The organism is Klebsiella sp. RHBSTW-00215, assembly GCF_014103785.1.
Classification (GTDB): Bacteria; Pseudomonadota; Gammaproteobacteria; order Enterobacterales; family Enterobacteriaceae; genus Klebsiella.
Map to the genome: position 1 here is coordinate 3,990,117 of NZ_JABXQS010000001.1, position 15,561 is coordinate 4,005,677.

Consider the following 15,561-nt stretch of genomic DNA (forward strand, 5'->3'; position numbering starts at 1 on the left):
GATGATTATCTATTTACATGGTTTTGACTCAAACAGCCCCGGTAACCATGAGAAGGTGCTTCAGCTACAGTTTATCGACCCAGACGTCCGGTTGATTAGCTACAGCACGCGGCATCCCAAACATGATATGCAGCACTTGTTGAAAGAGGTCGACAAGATGCTACAGCTGAGCGCTGACGATCGCCCGCTGATTTGCGGCGTGGGCCTTGGCGGTTTCTGGGCGGAGCGGATTGGCTTTCTTTGCGATATCCGCCAGGCCATTCTGAACCCGAATTTGTTCCCCAATGAAAATATGGAAGGCAAGATTGACCGGCCTGAAGAGTATGCGGATATCGCCACTAAGTGCGTGAATAACTTCCGTGAAAAAAATCGCGATCGTTGCCTGGTAGTGCTCTCGCGTCAGGACGAAGCGCTGAATAGCCAGCGTTCGGCGGATTTGCTGCATCATTACTACGAGATCATCTGGGATGAAGAGCAGACCCACAAGTTTAAAAATATCTCTCCTCATCTTCAGCGAATAAAAGCCTTTAAAACCCTCGGCTGATCCTCCTCCAGCCCGCAGTGTGAAAACACCGCGGGCTTTTTTTATCCAGTTATGCGACTGTGCGCTCAAAAAATATGCGGTAAAACTTGATGCATATCAATTTTGGTATGACCAATGCACCGTTCATGTTATTCTCGATCTCGTTGGATGGTTTCATTGCTGTAACCTGCTGTTAATTAAAGGCTATTGTTATAACTTTTAATTAACAATTGGTTAATAATTTTAGGGGGTTGTGTGACTACACCAATGAAAAAAATAGTGATTGTAGGTGGTGGGGCCGGTGGGCTGGAGCTGGCGACTCAGTTGGGTAAAAAGTTGGGTCGTAATAAAAAAGCCAAAATAACGCTGGTCGATCGCAATCATAGCCACCTGTGGAAACCGCTGCTGCATGAAGTGGCAACCGGTTCACTTGATGAAGGTGTAGATGCGCTGAGCTATCTGGCTCATGCGCGTAACCATGGCTTCCAGTTCCAACTGGGTTCGGTGATGGATATCAACCGTGAAGCGAAGACCATCACCCTTGCCGAAGTGCATAACGAGAAAGGCGAACTGCTGGTTGCCGAGCGCAAGTTGCATTACGACACGCTGGTCATGGCGTTGGGAAGCACTTCTAACGACTTCAACACCCCAGGCGTAAAAGAGAACTGTATTTTCCTCGACAACCCGCATCAGGCGCGCCGTTTCCACCAGGAAATGCTGGATCTGTTCCTGAAGTATTCTGCGAATCTCGGCGCGAACGGCAAAGTGAATATCGCCATCGTCGGCGGCGGCGCGACCGGCGTGGAGCTTTCTGCTGAACTGCACAATGCGGTAAAACAGCTGCACAGCTACGGTTACAAAGGACTGACTAACGAAGCGCTGAACGTGACGCTGGTGGAAGCCGGGGAGCGCATTCTGCCTGCACTGCCGCCGCGCATTTCTGGCGCTGCGCACAGCGAGCTGACCAAGCTTGGCGTTCGCGTGTTGACTAAAACCATGGTCACCAGCGCCGATGCTAACGGTCTGCACACCAAAGACGGTGAATTTATTGACGCTGACCTGATGGTCTGGGCGGCAGGGATTAAAGCACCGGACTTTATGAAAGAGATTGGTGGTCTGGAAACTAACCGCATCAACCAACTGGTGGTTGAGCCGACGCTGCAGACCACGCGCGATCAGGACATCTACGCAATCGGCGACTGCGCTTCCTGCGCCCGTCCGGAAGGTGGTTTTGTGCCGCCGCGCGCCCAGGCTGCACACCAGATGGCGAGCTGCGCCCTGCACAATATTCTGGCGCAAATGAAAGGCAAACCGCTGAAATCTTATACCTATAAAGATCACGGTTCGCTGGTGTCGCTCTCTAACTATTCCACCGTCGGAAGCCTGATGGGCAACCTGATGCGCGGTTCTATGATGATCGAAGGGCGCATCGCGCGTTTCGTGTACATCTCTCTGTACCGTATGCACCAGATTGCGCTGCACGGCTACTTTAAAACCGGCCTGATGATGCTGGTTGGCCGTATCAACCGTATTATTCGTCCGCGTCTGAAGCTGCATTAATGACCGACGGGCGGCAGAACCTGATGTGATGGTTTTGCCGCCCGGTGTATCTATAGCTCAATTCCAGAATATCCTTCTGCCTTATCCCCAAAACCTTCTCGGATTCCTCTGAATCCTGTTGTTTTCCTGTGTTTTTAATCCGCTTCTTATTTGCAAGCCCTGTGTCCCGATCGCAGAATTACAGGCAATAGCAATGAAGGAGGATCTCCCGTGAATAAATCGATGTTGGCGGGTATAGGAATCGGCGTGGCCGCGGCGCTGGGCGTTGCAGCCGTTGCTGGTCTTAACGTGTTAGATCGTGGCCCACAATACGCGCAGGTGGTGTCCAGTACGCCGATAAAAGAGAGCGTTAAAACGCCACGCCAGGAGTGCCGAAACGTCACCGTGACCCATCGTCGCCCGGTGCAGGATGAAAACCGTATCGCGGGTTCCGTATTAGGTGCAGTCGCCGGTGGCGTTATTGGCCATCAGTTTGGCGGCGGACGTGGTCGTGATGTTGCTACCGTGGTCGGTGCGCTGGGCGGCGGCTACGCCGGTAACCAGATACAGGGATCGATGCAGGAAGGGGATACCTACACCACTACCCAGCAGCGCTGTAAAACGGTGTACGACAAATCGGAAAAAATGCTCGGTTATGACGTCACTTATAAAATCGGCGACCAGCAGGGTAAAATCCGCATGGATCGCGACCCCGGAACGCAAATTCCGCTGGACGGTAATGGTCAGCTGATTCTGACTAATAAAGCGTAAAAAAGATGTTTATTTCTATTAGCCCCTCCGTCTGAGGGGCTTTTTTATCAGAAGCTCAGTGCGTAGTTCAGGCCAAAGGTGCGACCGCGTCCTTTGTACTCATATAAAGAGCTGCTGCCGTAGGTTGGGCTGTAAAGCAGCGGTGCGCGCTGGCCCCAGATGGTGACATAGTCTTCATTGAGCAGGTTTTCAATGCTGAAGGTTAGCTTGCCGAGAGGAAGCGCGTAGCTGCCGATAAAGTCCACGGTGTTATAGCCATCGAGCTTATTGCCGCTGGCATCGCTGATATCAAATACCTGTTGGCTTTGTACCCGTAGCGACCATGGTTCCGGCGCCCAGCCGACCCAGGCGGTGGCTTTTGAAGGCGACGCGAGCGTAACATCCCATTTTTTCCAGCTGCCCTCACTCTTCACCTGAGATTTCAGTACGTTAAAGTTGGCCCCGGCGCTCCAGTCGCTATCAGGGAAGAAGTAGTCTACCGCTCCCTCAAGTCCATAAATACGGCGTTTGTCAGACTCGACGTCGATAGTCATATCGGTACGGTTAACGACGATGGTCTTATCCGAGGTGGAGTAGTAAGCCGCCAACTGAGTGCGTAGATTATCACCGGTGTAGCGCCAGCCGAGCTCGTAAGAGTTGACTTTAATTCCCTGCAATGGCGAATCGCCGACGTTAACGCTTGAAAGCAGAGGCAGATGACCGTTGACCGCTGCGCCATATTTGCCAATGCCGTAATATTTGCCCGGATCCGGCAGCTCAACGCCCTGGGAGAAGTTAAACCAGGTTTGCTGACGGTCGGTAAGGTGGGCAACAATCCCGGCGTTAAATAAGAAGTTGTCGTAATCGGTTTTACCACCCGGAATCGCATCCGCCGAGCTGGCTTTGCCGTTGGCGACATCCTGCTGCTGGGCGTAGCCGACAAAATCATCGACCTTATTTTCCGTCCACTGGTAGCGCACACCGCCGCTAATGGTGAAGATATCGTTCAGGTCATAGCTGGACTGCAGGAAAGGTGCCAGGTTGGTAATGCTGTAGCTCGGATAACGACCGGTAGTATAAATCGACTGATTATTCAGGCCGCCGGAAGGCATCGATTGCCCCAGGTCGAAGAACATCTGGTTGGCGTTGAATGTTTCGTGATCGGCATCCAGCCCCCAGGTCAGATCCCAGCCGTCCAGCGGCTGGCTATTCAGGGTTATCTTCGCGCCATATTGATCGGTATCCTGCTTTGAGGAAGAGAAGCTGCTGACCTGGCCTTTACTCAGCGTAGGGAAGGGGTAAAAGGTCAGGGATTCATCACGATAGTAGATTTGGCTGACCAGGTTCTGACCAAAGAAGTCAGCATCTGAGTACTGCAAGCTAATCAAGTGGCGTTCGGTGCCGGGGACGCGGTCGGAATTAAGACCGTCAGTGGTGAAGGCTTTACCGTCGCCGGTCACCGCCGACATATTTTTCCCCAGATACAGTCCGTAGTCGTCTCCCTGACTTTTATAGTATTGCGTGACCAGCTGGAGCTGACGGTTATTGTCAATTTCGATGGTTCCCGTTCCCATCACGTCCAGGCGATCCGAGTGCTGAAGCCCGGTCTGGGTATTATCGAGGATCAGCGCATCGTTGTTGCCGTCATACCAGCCGCCAAAGCGTTGATAGGCTACGGACAAGCGGCCAGATGCGTGGTCGGTTCCACCACTCACCGCCGTCGCGACGCGCTCATCATGATCGTTGCTATTAGCAAAGCCGGTTTTGCCGCCCAGCTCCAGATCGACCTGGCGCTCCTGTTGGCCCTTTTTGGTGACGATATTGATAAGACCGCCGGTACTGCCGCCGCCGTACAGCGATGTTGCCCCGGAGATCACCTCGATGTGCTCAATGTTGAAAGGATCGATAGAGTCGAGCTGACGGCTGTCGGTACGGGAAGAGTTAAGGCGAACGCCGTCAATCAGCACCACGATCGCGCGACCGCGCATATTCATTCCGTAGTTAGTACGTCCCTGGCTGCTGACGTCGATGCCGGGGATCAGCTGCGCCAGTACGTCTTTGAACTCTTTACCGCCCTGAACCTGTTGTTCAATTTCCTGGCCTTCGATAACCCAGGTGGTCTGGGCCATTTCAGCGACGGTACGGTGTGTACGGTTGGCGCTGACGATCATGTTGTCATCAGCGGCCCAGGCGGGGAGGGCGGTTGCCAGCAGCAGTGGGTTAAGCACCCAGAGACGCGTTTTCATGCTCATTCCTTTTATGAGTTTACGATATCGTTGTTTTAGTTTTCCGGTACGGGCGCACCGGTTGTTACAAGGTGAAATAAACAGAAATGTTTAAGGCTGAAGTTTGCCCGTATTGATTATTGTTATCAATATCATTCGCGTGAAATATAGAAATAAGCTATTGAAAGCATTACTGAATGTATGGATAAAGGGGAGGGAACCGGTGGAGAACCACCGGTAAGAGAGCGCTAGTGCTGAAGAACCTGCGGCCAAAGACGCATCGTGGTCTCGGCAATTTGCATGATTTTAGTGAAATCTGCACCTTCGCGGGCGCTGATTGACATGCCCTGCAATACGCAGCTTAAGAACTGCGCCAGTTGGCTCACGTCGCCGTCAGACGGAAGCTCGCCGCGCAGCTGCCGCTGCTGTAGAAATTGCGTCAATGCCTGTTCCTGCATGGCATGCCGCGATTTAAGCGTATTGGCGATATCGGTAGACGAGGCCGCCAGCGCTGCAGAGGCGTTGACCATAAAGCAGCCTGCGGGCGTTTCTTTGCTGGTAAAGCAGGTGGCGACAGCGGTGAAGTAATCGCGCAATGCCTGATCGACGGTTTTGCCCTCATCAAACAGCAATGCTTCGTGTTTGGCGGCAAAGCGAGAGATGTAGCGATCCAGCACTGCGCGAAACAACCCCTCTTTATTCACGAATTCTGCATAGAGCGTTGGCGCTTTTGCGCCCGTCGCCTCCACCAGATCGGCAAGAGAGGTGGCTTCATAGCCGTGCTGCCAGAAGAGTGTCATGGCCTTATCCAGCGCCGCGTCCCTGTCGAACACTTTAGGTCGGCCACGGCTTTTTTTTACGCAACCTTGAACGTCAGTTGTCATGGTGCCGTTGTACCTGTGTTGGTTTGTTGAAAGGGCATTATAAAAATAAACGTCGTGGGCTGCCAGTGATGTTGCTCTAAAAATAAATAATTCATATATGTATGAATTTTAAGTTTTTTATAAATAGTTAAACGGTCGTTATAAAAATGGTTTGACGTGTGATGTGGATCACATTATTATTTATCTATCGATCGTTAAGTTAATTCGTTCGACCCTACAAAAACATTCATCTGCATAGGTATAATAATCATGAAAAACGTTAAAACATTGGCCATCGCCGCTGTTCTTAGCTCGCTCTCTTTCGCAAGCTTTGCCGCTGTTGAAGTTCAGTCAACCCCGGCAGGCCAGCATAAAATTGGCACCGTTTCCGCTTCCGCCGGGACCAACCTGGGTTCTCTGGAAGATCAGCTGGCGCAAAAGGCTGAAGAAATGGGCGCAAGCTCTTATCGTATTACTTCGGTAACCGGTCCTAACACCCTTCACGGGACTGCGGTTATCTACAAATAATTTTTTGTACCCTGTCATGCCACTGACAAAACGCGGACCTGACCCCTTCAGCAGCCCGCGTTAGCAAGAAATATGTTGTACCCTGTTTGATTATTGCTACAAAAAAACCGCCAGCACGTTTGTGTCAGGCGGTTTTTTTATATCTGTTTTCAGGAGGCTATAGCGATTGCGTGCTGCCACCATGGTGACGCGTCACGTCAACCGGCATACCTGAACGCAGCGTCATTGCGCGCTCCATAACATCCTCATCGGTTAACTGGGTCTGCTTAAAGGCCTGCATGCTGTCGTTAAGCGTAATAGGCAGCGTCTGCGGATCGTCATCAATGTGTTTGGACAGCGGCTGGTGAATTTCAACCAGACGTGTACCGTCCGGCTCGACAGAGGCTTTAATCGGCGTATTGATAATGGTGACCTTAGTGCCCGGCGTTATCTTGCTATACAACGTTTTGATATCGTCATCGCGCAGGCGGATGCAGCCGGAGCTGACGCGCATACCGATGCCGAAATCAGCGTTAGTGCCATGAAGCAGATAGACGCCGCCGTAGGCTGCCAGACGAATGGCGTGGTGGCCCATCGGGTTATCTGGCCCGGCAGGCATGACGGCGGGCAGGTCAATGCCCATTGCTTTATAGCGGGCGCGAATATTGGCCGTCGGCGTCCAGGTCGGGTTTGCGCGCTTGTCGGAAACGGTAGTGACCATCGTTGGCGTAATGGTATCGCCGCCCAACTGACCAATGCCGATAGGATAGACGGTGACCTCGCTTTTACCCGGCGGATAGTAGTAGAGGCGCAGCTCGGCAAGGTTAAGGACTAACCCTTCGCGCGGCGCTTCAGGTAACAGGGTTTGTAGCGGAATTGTCAGCACGCTGCCCGCTCGCGGAACGTAAGGATCAACGCCAGGGTTCGCTTGTAGCAGCGCCAGAAAACCGACATTGTACTTTTTGGCAATGGCTTCCAGGGAACCGCCGTTATTTTCGACGACGTGAAACTGATTTTGCCCAACCAGCCGGCTGCCCGGAGGCGGCAGCGGCCAGGTATTGGCGCGGGCGGGTAGCGCCAGCGCGGCGGCGATGGCAATCATCCCCAACCAAATTGAAATACGCGAAAAGCTTTTCATCACGCTAATTCCATATAATGTAAGTGGTTATTTTTATACGTAAAGTCTTGCGCATTATGGCGTAGCGAGTGTTGGGAAGTGCAGGGGGATTGCAAAATGTTTGTAAATTTTGCAGAGCATGTTGGAGGGCCGGGATACGGCGTCCAGGCCGTATCCCGAATACCGCTAAGCGGTGGTGTTTTCTTCCAGTTGACGCATAAACTGACGCACCCAGTCCATCCGCGTTTTACGCTCGGCAAGGTCCTGCATAAACTTCAGCCGCGTCGGGCCATCAAGTCGATAGTGCTGAGGCTGTTTCTGCAATAAACCAATTAGCCACATGGGGTTAACGTGATTCTTCTCGTTAAACTCAACGGTACCGCCTTTTTCGTTGCTCTCCAGTTTGCGGATCCCTAGCTTCTGCGCCTGCTGGCGTAAACGGGCGATATCGAGCAGGTTTCTTGCCGGATCCGGCAGTTGGCCGAAGCGATCGATAAGCTCAACCTTGATCTCCTCCAGCTCGTTTTCATTTTTCGCGCTGGCAATGCGCTTGTAGAACGACAGGCGAGTATTCACGTCCGGGATAAAGTCGTCCGGCAGCAGTGACGGCATCCGCAGCTCAACTTCCGTCTGCTGGCTGGTGAGATCTTCCAGAGAGGGTTCACGCCCGGCTTTCAGCGCATCGACGGCGTTTTCCAGCAGCTCCATATACAGCGAGAAGCCGATGGTTTCCATCGAACCGCTCTGATCTTCGCCCAGTAGTTCACCCGCGCCGCGAATTTCGAGGTCATGGGTCGCCAGCGCGAACCCGGCGCCGAGATCTTCCAGCGACGCGATAGCCTCAAGGCGTTTTTGCGCATCGGTAGTCATCGCTTTCGGATGCGGCGTCAGCAGCCAGGCATAGGCCTGATGGTGCGAACGACCAACACGACCGCGCAGCTGGTGCAGCTGCGCCAGACCAAAGTGGTCGGCGCGTTCGATAATAATGGTGTTGGCGGTGGGAATGTCGATCCCGGTTTCGATGATGGTGGTGCACACCAGCACGTTAAAGCGCTGGTGGTGGAAATCATTCATCACTCGCTCCAGCTCGCGCTCGCGCATCTGCCCGTGGCCGATAGCGATACGTGCTTCCGGTACCAGCTCTGCCAGCTTGTCTGCCGCTTTCTGGATGTTTTCGACATCATTAAAGAGATAGTAAACCTGGCCGCCGCGCAGCACTTCGCGCAGGATAGCCTCACGTACCACCAGAGCATCATATTCGCGCACAAAGGTTTTGACCGCCAGACGGCGGGCCGGCGGCGTGGCAATGATCGACAGATCGCGCATTCCGCTCATCGCCATATTCAGGGTTCGCGGAATCGGCGTGGCGGTCAGGGTCAGGATATCGACGTCGGCGCGCATTGCCTTGATGCGCTCTTTGTGGCGCACGCCGAATCGGTGCTCTTCATCGACAATCAGCAGGCCAAGATCGCGCAGCTTAACGTCCGGTTGCAGCAGCTTATGGGTGCCGATAAGTATGTCGACTTTCCCTTCAGCGACCTGTTCGAGGATCTGCGCCTGTTCTTTGGCGCTTCTGAAACGCGAGAGCATCTCGATGCGCACCGGCCAGTTGGCGAAGCGATCGCGGAAGTTATCAAAGTGCTGCTGGGCGAGCAGGGTGGTCGGCACCAGCACCGCCACCTGCTTATGGTTTTCAACCGCCAGAAAAGCGGCGCGCATGGCGACTTCAGTTTTACCAAAGCCCACATCGCCACAGACCAGACGGTCCATTGCCAGCGGCTGGCACATATCGCTTAACACGGCGTTGATGGCCTGCGCTTGATCCGGTGTGGTTTCGAACGGGAAGCCGTCGCAGAATAGCTGGTACTGCTCTTTATCATGTTTAAACGCGTAGCCTGCTTTTGCTGCTCGCTGGGCGTAAATATCCAGCAGCTCGGCGGCCACATCACGCACCTTCTCGGCGGCTTTCTGCCGCGCGCGCGCCCAAACGTCGCCGCCCAGTTTATGCAGCGGCGCGTTCTCTTCCGCGCCACCGGCGTAGCGGCTAATCAGATGCAGCGACGACACCGGCACGTACAGTTTGGCGTCGTTGGCGTAGGTCAGCATCAGGTATTCGCCATTAATGCCGCCCGCTTCAAGGGTGGTCATTCCGGCGTAGCGGCCTACGCCATGCTCAAGATGCACCACCGGCTGGCCAATATGCAGCTCCGCCAGGTTGCGGATCAAGGTGTCCGGGTTAATGGTGCGCCGTGAATCCTGGCGGCGACGGGCAACGCGTTCGCCCAGAAGGTCACTTTCGCAAATCAGCGCCAGATTACGCTGGCTGTCGATAAAACCATGTTCCGCCGCGCCGATCATCAGGTAGCGGCCATTACCGGTAGCGTCTTCAAGGCGTTGAATATATTTCGGCGCCACCTTAATTCGCGCCAGCATTTCGCCCAGCGTTTCGCGACGGCCTTCGCTTTCCACAGAGAAAATCACTGGCCCGCTGAAGGATTCAAGGAAGCGGCGCAGGTTATCCAGCGGCGCTTTGTTCTGCGCCTGAATTGCCAGTTCGGGTAATGTCTGATAACCAAGGTTGGTATTGGCGGCTTTCTCTGCCAGACGCTCGGTTTTAAGCTGCACGCGCGGCCATTTTTTTAGCTCGCTAAACAGCTCATCGCTACGCAGCCATAGCATCTCAGGTGGCAGAAGAGGGCGCATCGGGTCGACGCCGCGATTTTCAAAGCGGGCGCGGGTTTCATTCTGGAATCGTTCGGCGCTGGCCTCCAGATCGCCAGTGTTCACAATCAGCGTTTTGGCCGGGAAATAGCTGAACAGCGGCGGTAGCGGCTCGTTAAAAAACAGCGGCTGCCAGTATTCGATCCCCGCCGGCAGCGTGCCTTTACTGACCTGCTGGTAAATATGTTCGGCGTCGCGTTTCACGTCGAAGCGGTCGCGCCATTGGCTGCGGAAGAGTTCGATAGCGGCCTGGTCAATCGGAAATTCATGCGCAGGTAGCAAATTAATGGCGGCGACTTCTTCCAGCGTGCGCTGGCTGTCGACGTCGAACAGACGCAGGCTGTCGATTTCGTCATCAAAAAAGTCAAGGCGATAAGGCTGCTCGCTACCCATGGGGTACAGGTCAAGCAGCGCCCCGCGCGTGGCGTATTCACCGTGCTCCATCACCTGATCGACATGGCGATAACCGGCGCTATCGAGCTGCGAGCGCAGCGCATCCCGCGACAGACGCTGGCCTTTTTTCATCACCAGCGCATGACCATGAAGGAAATTATGCGGGCAGACGCGCTGCATCAGGGTGCTGACCGGAACGATCAGCACGCCGCGTTCCATGGTCGGAAGCTGATAAAGGGTGGCGAGACGGGAAGAGATAATATCCTGATGCGGCGAGAAGCTGTCGTAGGGGAGCGTTTCCCAGTCCGCCAGGCCTGCCACCATGCTGTCGGTAAACTGCCTGATTTCATCATTCAGCCGCAGAGCGTTTTGCATGTCCGGGGCGATAAGGATCACCGGTCCGGCGTGACGCTCGGCCATTTCCGCCACCAGCGTCGCGCAGGCCGCGCCGGTAAGTTCGCCAAGCTGGCGCTGATCGCCGGCTTTGACCGGCAGAGAGTATCGGTTTTGTTCAGGCATAGACGGTATCATAATCTCTTGGGGATTCGCTCTGCCGATATGGAGGGCAACTCGCTGATATTCAATAGTGTGATTATCCGCGATCGACCTGGATTCGCCAACCCGTATCGCAAATGTCATGTTTTGGGCAAAAATGTAACGGACTCTGATAAGCGTAAAGATAAATAAGGACTTACTTATCTATGTGGCTGTTTATATTGAGTTTTTAATGGGTTTGCTAATAAAATCGTCAGGTTTCAGACATTTACGCTGCCCATAATCGCTTATATACTCGGGCATCGGCTTCAGCAATCAGATGGATTACATGTATCAACCTGCCGCACTCTTTATTGGCCTTCGCTATATGCGCGGGCGCGCAGCTGACCGCTTCGGTCGTTTCGTCTCCTGGCTCTCGACCATTGGCATTACGCTTGGCGTAATGGCGCTGGTTACCGTGCTTTCGGTGATGAACGGCTTTGAACGCGAACTGCAAAACAACATCCTGGGGCTGATGCCACAGGCCATTCTTAGCGCCCAGCAAGGGTCCATCGATCCGCAAAAGCTGCCGGAAAGCGCGGTAAAATTACAGGGTGTTACCCGGATTGCGCCGCTGACGACCGGCGATGTGGTGCTGCAAAGCGCCCGCAGCGTGGCGGTTGGCGTAATACTGGGTATCGACCCGGCGCAAAAAGATCCTCTGACGCCATATCTGGTTAACGTCAAGCAAAGCGATCTGCAACCTGGAAAATACAACGTGATTATCGGCGAGCAGTTGGCCGGACAACTGGGGGTTAATCGCGGCGATCAGATCCGCGTGATGGTCCCCTCCGCCAGCCAGTTCACTCCGATGGGGCGGGTTCCCAGTCAGCGTCTGTTTAACGTGATCGGCACCTTTGCCGCCAGCAGTGAAGTCGATGGCTATCAGATGTTGACCAACATTGACGATGCTTCTCGCCTGATGCGCTACCCGCTGGGCAATATTACCGGCTGGCGTCTGTGGCTGAGCCAGCCTTTGCAGGTCGATACTCTCAGTCAACAAACGCTGCCGGAAGGCACTAAATGGCAGGACTGGCGCGAGCGTAAAGGCGAGCTGTTCCAGGCCGTGCGGATGGAAAAAAATATGATGGGCCTGCTGCTGAGCCTGATCATCGCCGTCGCCGCCTTCAATATCATCACCTCTCTGGGGATGATGGTGATGGAGAAACAGGGCGAGGTGGCAATTTTGCAGACCCTCGGGCTCACGCCGCGGCAAATCATGCTGGTCTTTATGGTCCAGGGGGCCAGCGCCGGGATTGTCGGTGCGCTGCTGGGGGCCGGGCTGGGCGCACTGCTCGCCAGCCAACTGAATAATTTAATGCCGATTATCGGCGCGTTCCTTGATGGCGCCGCGCTGCCGGTAGCCATTGAGCCGTTGCAGGTGATTTCCATCGCCCTGGTGGCGATGGTGCTGGCATTACTCTCTACGTTGTATCCTTCATGGCGCGCTGCCGCCACTCAACCCGCTGAGGCTTTACGTTATGAATAAGATCCTGCTGCAATGCGACAACCTGTGCAAACGCTATCAGGAAGGCACCGTGCAAACCGACGTATTGCACGATGTCAGCTTCAGCATTGAAGAGGGCGAGATGATGGCGATTGTCGGTACCTCCGGTTCCGGCAAGAGTACGCTGCTGCATCTGCTGGGTGGGCTGGATACGCCGACCTCCGGCGACGTTATTTTTTCAGGTCAATCGATGAGCCAGCTTTCTGCCGCAGCTCGTGCCGACCTGCGTAACCGCGAGCTGGGCTTTATTTATCAATTCCACCACCTGCTGCCGGATTTCACCGCCCTGGAAAACGTAGCGATGCCGCTGCTGATTGGTAAACAGAAGGCGGCGGATATCGAACGCCAGGCCAAAGCGATGCTGCGCGCAGTTGGGCTTGAGCACCGTAGCGACCACCGGCCTTCGGAGCTTTCCGGCGGCGAGCGTCAGCGCGTAGCGATTGCCCGTGCGCTGGTCAATAAACCGCGTCTGGTGCTGGCGGATGAGCCTACCGGTAACCTCGATGCCCGCAACGCCGACAGCATTTTCCAGCTTCTCGGTGAGCTGAACGTGGCCCAGCGCACTGCATTTCTGGTGGTCACCCATGACCTGCAGCTGGCAAAACGCATGAACCGCCAGCTGGAGATGCGCGATGGGCACTTGACCGCTGAACTCTCCCTGATGGGGGCCGAGTAATGGCTTCTCCGTTATCGTTATTGATTGCCCTGCGTTTTAGCCGCGGGCGGCGGCGCGGCGGGATGGTGTCGCTGATTTCGGTTATCTCAACCATCGGCATTGCGCTGGGCGTGGCGGTATTGATCGTCGGCCTGAGCGCGATGAACGGCTTTGAGCGCGAACTCAATAACCGCATTCTGGCGGTGGTCCCACATGGTGAAATTGAGCCGGTAAACCAGCCGTGGAACAACTGGAACGATGCGCTGACGAAGGTTGAAAAGGTCAAAGGCATCGTTGCCGCCGCGCCCTATATTAACTTCACCGGGCTGGTGGAGAGCGGTAGCAATATGCGGGCGATTCAGGTGAAAGGCGTCGACCCGCAGCAGGAGAGTCGTCTCAGCTCATTGCCAACGTTTGTGCAGAATAACGCCTGGGCCAGCTTCAAGGCCGGTGAGCAGCAGGTGATCCTCGGTAAGGGCGTTGCCGACGCGCTGCACGTTAAGCAGGGCGATTGGGTCTCGATCATGATCCCTAACTCCGATGCCGATCACCAACTGTTGCAACCCAAGCGCGTCAGGCTTCACGTCACTGGCATTTTGCAGCTCAGCGGTCAGCTCGATCATAGTTTTGCCATGATCCCAATGCAGGATGCGCAGCAGTATCTGGATATGGGCAGCAGCGTGACCGGTATCGCGCTTAAAGTGAACGATGTGTTTCATGCGAATACCCTGGTGCGCGACGCGGGTGAAGTGACCAACAGCTACGTTTATATCAAGAGCTGGATTGGCACCTACGGCTATATGTATCGCGACATTCAGATGATCCGCGCCATTATGTATCTGGCGATGGTGCTGGTGATCGGCGTGGCCTGCTTTAACATCGTCTCGACGCTGGTGATGGCGGTGAAGGATAAAAGCGGCGATATTGCGGTGTTGCGCACGCTTGGCGCAAAAGACGGCCTGATCCGCGCGATTTTCGTATGGTATGGTTTACTTGCCGGTTCGGTAGGGAGCCTGATTGGGGTGGCGATTGGCGTTATCTGTGCGTTCAAGCTGACCTCGATTATTAACGGGATTGAGGATCTGATCGGGCATAAATTCCTCTCCGGCGACATCTATTTTATTGACTTCCTGCCGTCAGAACTGCACTGGCTGGACGTCGTTTACGTGCTGGTGACAGCACTGTTGCTGAGTTTGCTGGCCAGCTGGTATCCCGCCCGCCGCGCCAGCCGCATTGACCCGGCGAGGGTGCTGAGTGGCCAGTAATTTATCGTCATGATCGGCTTTGCCGATGCATCAAGAGGAATTGCTGAAATGTACTATGGATTTGACATTGGCGGCAGCAAGATAGCGCTGGGCGTATTTGATAAAGAGCGGCGATTGCAGTGGGAAAAACGCATCGCCACGCCGAAAGAGAGCTACGAGGCCTTTTTACTGGCGGTGGAAGAACTGGTTCAGGAAGCCGATCAGCGTTTTGGCTGCAAGGGCTCTGTGGGAATTGGTATTCCGGGAATGCCGGAAACAGAGGACGGCACGCTGTATGCCGCCAACGTTCCCGCTGCCAGCGGCAGGCGACTGCGGGCGGATCTGAGCGAACGTCTGGGGCGCGACGTGCGCCTTGATAACGACGCTAACTGTTTTGCGCTCTCCGAAGCGTGGGACGATGAGTTTACGCAGTATCCGCTGGTGATGGGGATGATCCTCGGCACTGGCGTCGGCGGTGGTCTGGTGCTCAACGGCAAATCGATTACCGGACATCGCTATATTACCGGTGAATTCGGTCATATCCGCCTGCCGGTGGATGCGCTGGAAGTGGTGGGCCGTGATTTTCCGCTGACCCGCTGCGGTTGTGGTCAGCTTGGCTGCATCGAAAATTACCTTTCCGGTCGTGGATTTGCCTGGCTGTATGAACATTTTTATCAACAATCCTTAACTTCGCCGGAAATCGTTGCGCTCTGGCAGCAGGGCGATGCGAAAGCGCAGGAGCATGTCGAGCGCTATCTCGATCTGCTGGCGGTATGTCTGGGCAATATTTTAACCATTATTGACCCGGATCTGCTGGTGCTTGGCGGAGGATTGTCTAACTTTACGGCAATAACCGAAGGGCTGGCGCAGCGTCTGCCGCGACATCTGCTCCCTGTCGCCAGCGTGCCGCGCATTGAGCGTGCGCGTCATGGTGATGCCGGAGGCATGCGCGGTGCGGCCTTCCTTCATCTGACTCATTAATT

Annotated in this window: 12 protein-coding genes; 8 read left to right on the plus strand and 4 right to left on the minus strand. The window is 54.7% G+C overall.

The window, feature by feature from the left end:
* The first annotated feature begins 1 nt into the window (after position 1).
* The 3 genes from ycfP to HV127_RS18930 all read left to right on the plus strand — a co-directional run bounded on the left by ycfP (position 2) and on the right by HV127_RS18930 (position 2,833).
* On the plus strand, positions 2-544 hold the full coding sequence (gene ycfP / locus HV127_RS18920; protein WP_112216810.1) for an alpha/beta hydrolase YcfP: 543 nt from the start codon (positions 2-4) through the stop codon (positions 542-544).
* Positions 545-778: 234 nt separating this feature from the next.
* A complete protein-coding gene (locus HV127_RS18925) occupies positions 779-2,083 on the plus strand; it encodes an NAD(P)/FAD-dependent oxidoreductase (protein WP_182237896.1) in 1,305 nt (434 codons plus the stop codon).
* A 210-nt stretch (positions 2,084-2,293) separates the two neighbouring features.
* Positions 2,294-2,833 carry a glycine zipper 2TM domain-containing protein gene (locus HV127_RS18930; protein WP_112216808.1) on the plus strand — a complete coding sequence of 180 codons (540 nt, stop codon included), beginning with the start codon at positions 2,294-2,296 and terminating at the stop codon, positions 2,831-2,833.
* A gap of 47 nt (positions 2,834-2,880) precedes the next feature.
* Here the strand turns inward: HV127_RS18930 and HV127_RS18935 are convergent, their stop codons facing one another.
* Together HV127_RS18935 and HV127_RS18940 are read right to left on the minus strand one after the other, a co-directional pair.
* On the minus strand, positions 2,881-5,058 hold the full coding sequence (locus HV127_RS18935) for a TonB-dependent siderophore receptor (RefSeq protein WP_182237898.1): 2,178 nt from the start codon (positions 5,056-5,058) through the stop codon (positions 2,881-2,883).
* Between the two features lie 227 nt (positions 5,059-5,285).
* Positions 5,286-5,921 (minus strand): TetR/AcrR family transcriptional regulator, encoded by a 636-nt coding sequence (locus HV127_RS18940; RefSeq protein WP_182237900.1) that lies wholly within the window; start codon positions 5,919-5,921, stop codon positions 5,286-5,288.
* A gap of 249 nt (positions 5,922-6,170) precedes the next feature.
* On the opposite strand from HV127_RS18940, the gene bhsA reads away from it, so the two are divergent.
* The gene (bhsA, locus tag HV127_RS18945) at positions 6,171-6,428 is read left to right on the plus strand and encodes a multiple stress resistance protein BhsA (protein WP_110277139.1); all 258 of its coding nucleotides are present in this window, start codon (positions 6,171-6,173) and stop codon (positions 6,426-6,428) included.
* 157 nt (positions 6,429-6,585) lie between these two features.
* Here the strand turns inward: bhsA and HV127_RS18950 are convergent, their stop codons facing one another.
* Together HV127_RS18950 and mfd are read right to left on the minus strand one after the other, a co-directional pair.
* On the minus strand, positions 6,586-7,545 hold the full coding sequence (locus HV127_RS18950; RefSeq protein WP_182237902.1) for a L,D-transpeptidase family protein: 960 nt from the start codon (positions 7,543-7,545) through the stop codon (positions 6,586-6,588).
* A 165-nt stretch (positions 7,546-7,710) separates the two neighbouring features.
* Positions 7,711-11,157, minus strand: a complete 3,447-nt coding sequence (gene mfd, locus HV127_RS18955) for a transcription-repair coupling factor (RefSeq protein ID WP_182237905.1) — start codon at positions 11,155-11,157, stop codon at positions 7,711-7,713.
* Between the two features lie 304 nt (positions 11,158-11,461).
* On the opposite strand from mfd, the gene lolC reads away from it, so the two are divergent.
* Genes lolC through nagK form a run of 4 tightly spaced genes read left to right on the plus strand, consistent with a single transcriptional unit; the run spans position 11,462 to position 15,559 of the window.
* Entirely contained in the window at positions 11,462-12,661 is a 1,200-nt protein-coding gene (gene lolC / locus HV127_RS18960) for a lipoprotein-releasing ABC transporter permease subunit LolC (RefSeq protein ID WP_112216803.1), read from the plus strand.
* Entirely contained in the window at positions 12,654-13,355 is a 702-nt protein-coding gene (lolD, locus tag HV127_RS18965) for a lipoprotein-releasing ABC transporter ATP-binding protein LolD (RefSeq protein ID WP_182237907.1), read from the plus strand. Before lolC ends, lolD begins: the two co-directional genes overlap by 8 nt.
* Positions 13,355-14,599: a lipoprotein-releasing ABC transporter permease subunit LolE gene (gene lolE / locus HV127_RS18970; protein WP_182237909.1), complete on the plus strand. Its 1,245-nt coding sequence runs from the start codon at positions 13,355-13,357 to the stop codon at positions 14,597-14,599. The genes lolD and lolE overlap by 1 nt, the downstream gene beginning before the upstream one ends.
* A gap of 48 nt (positions 14,600-14,647) precedes the next feature.
* Positions 14,648-15,559, plus strand: coding sequence for an N-acetylglucosamine kinase (gene nagK / locus HV127_RS18975; RefSeq protein ID WP_182237911.1), 912 nt, complete (start codon positions 14,648-14,650; stop codon positions 15,557-15,559).
* Positions 15,560-15,561 lie beyond the last annotated feature (2 nt).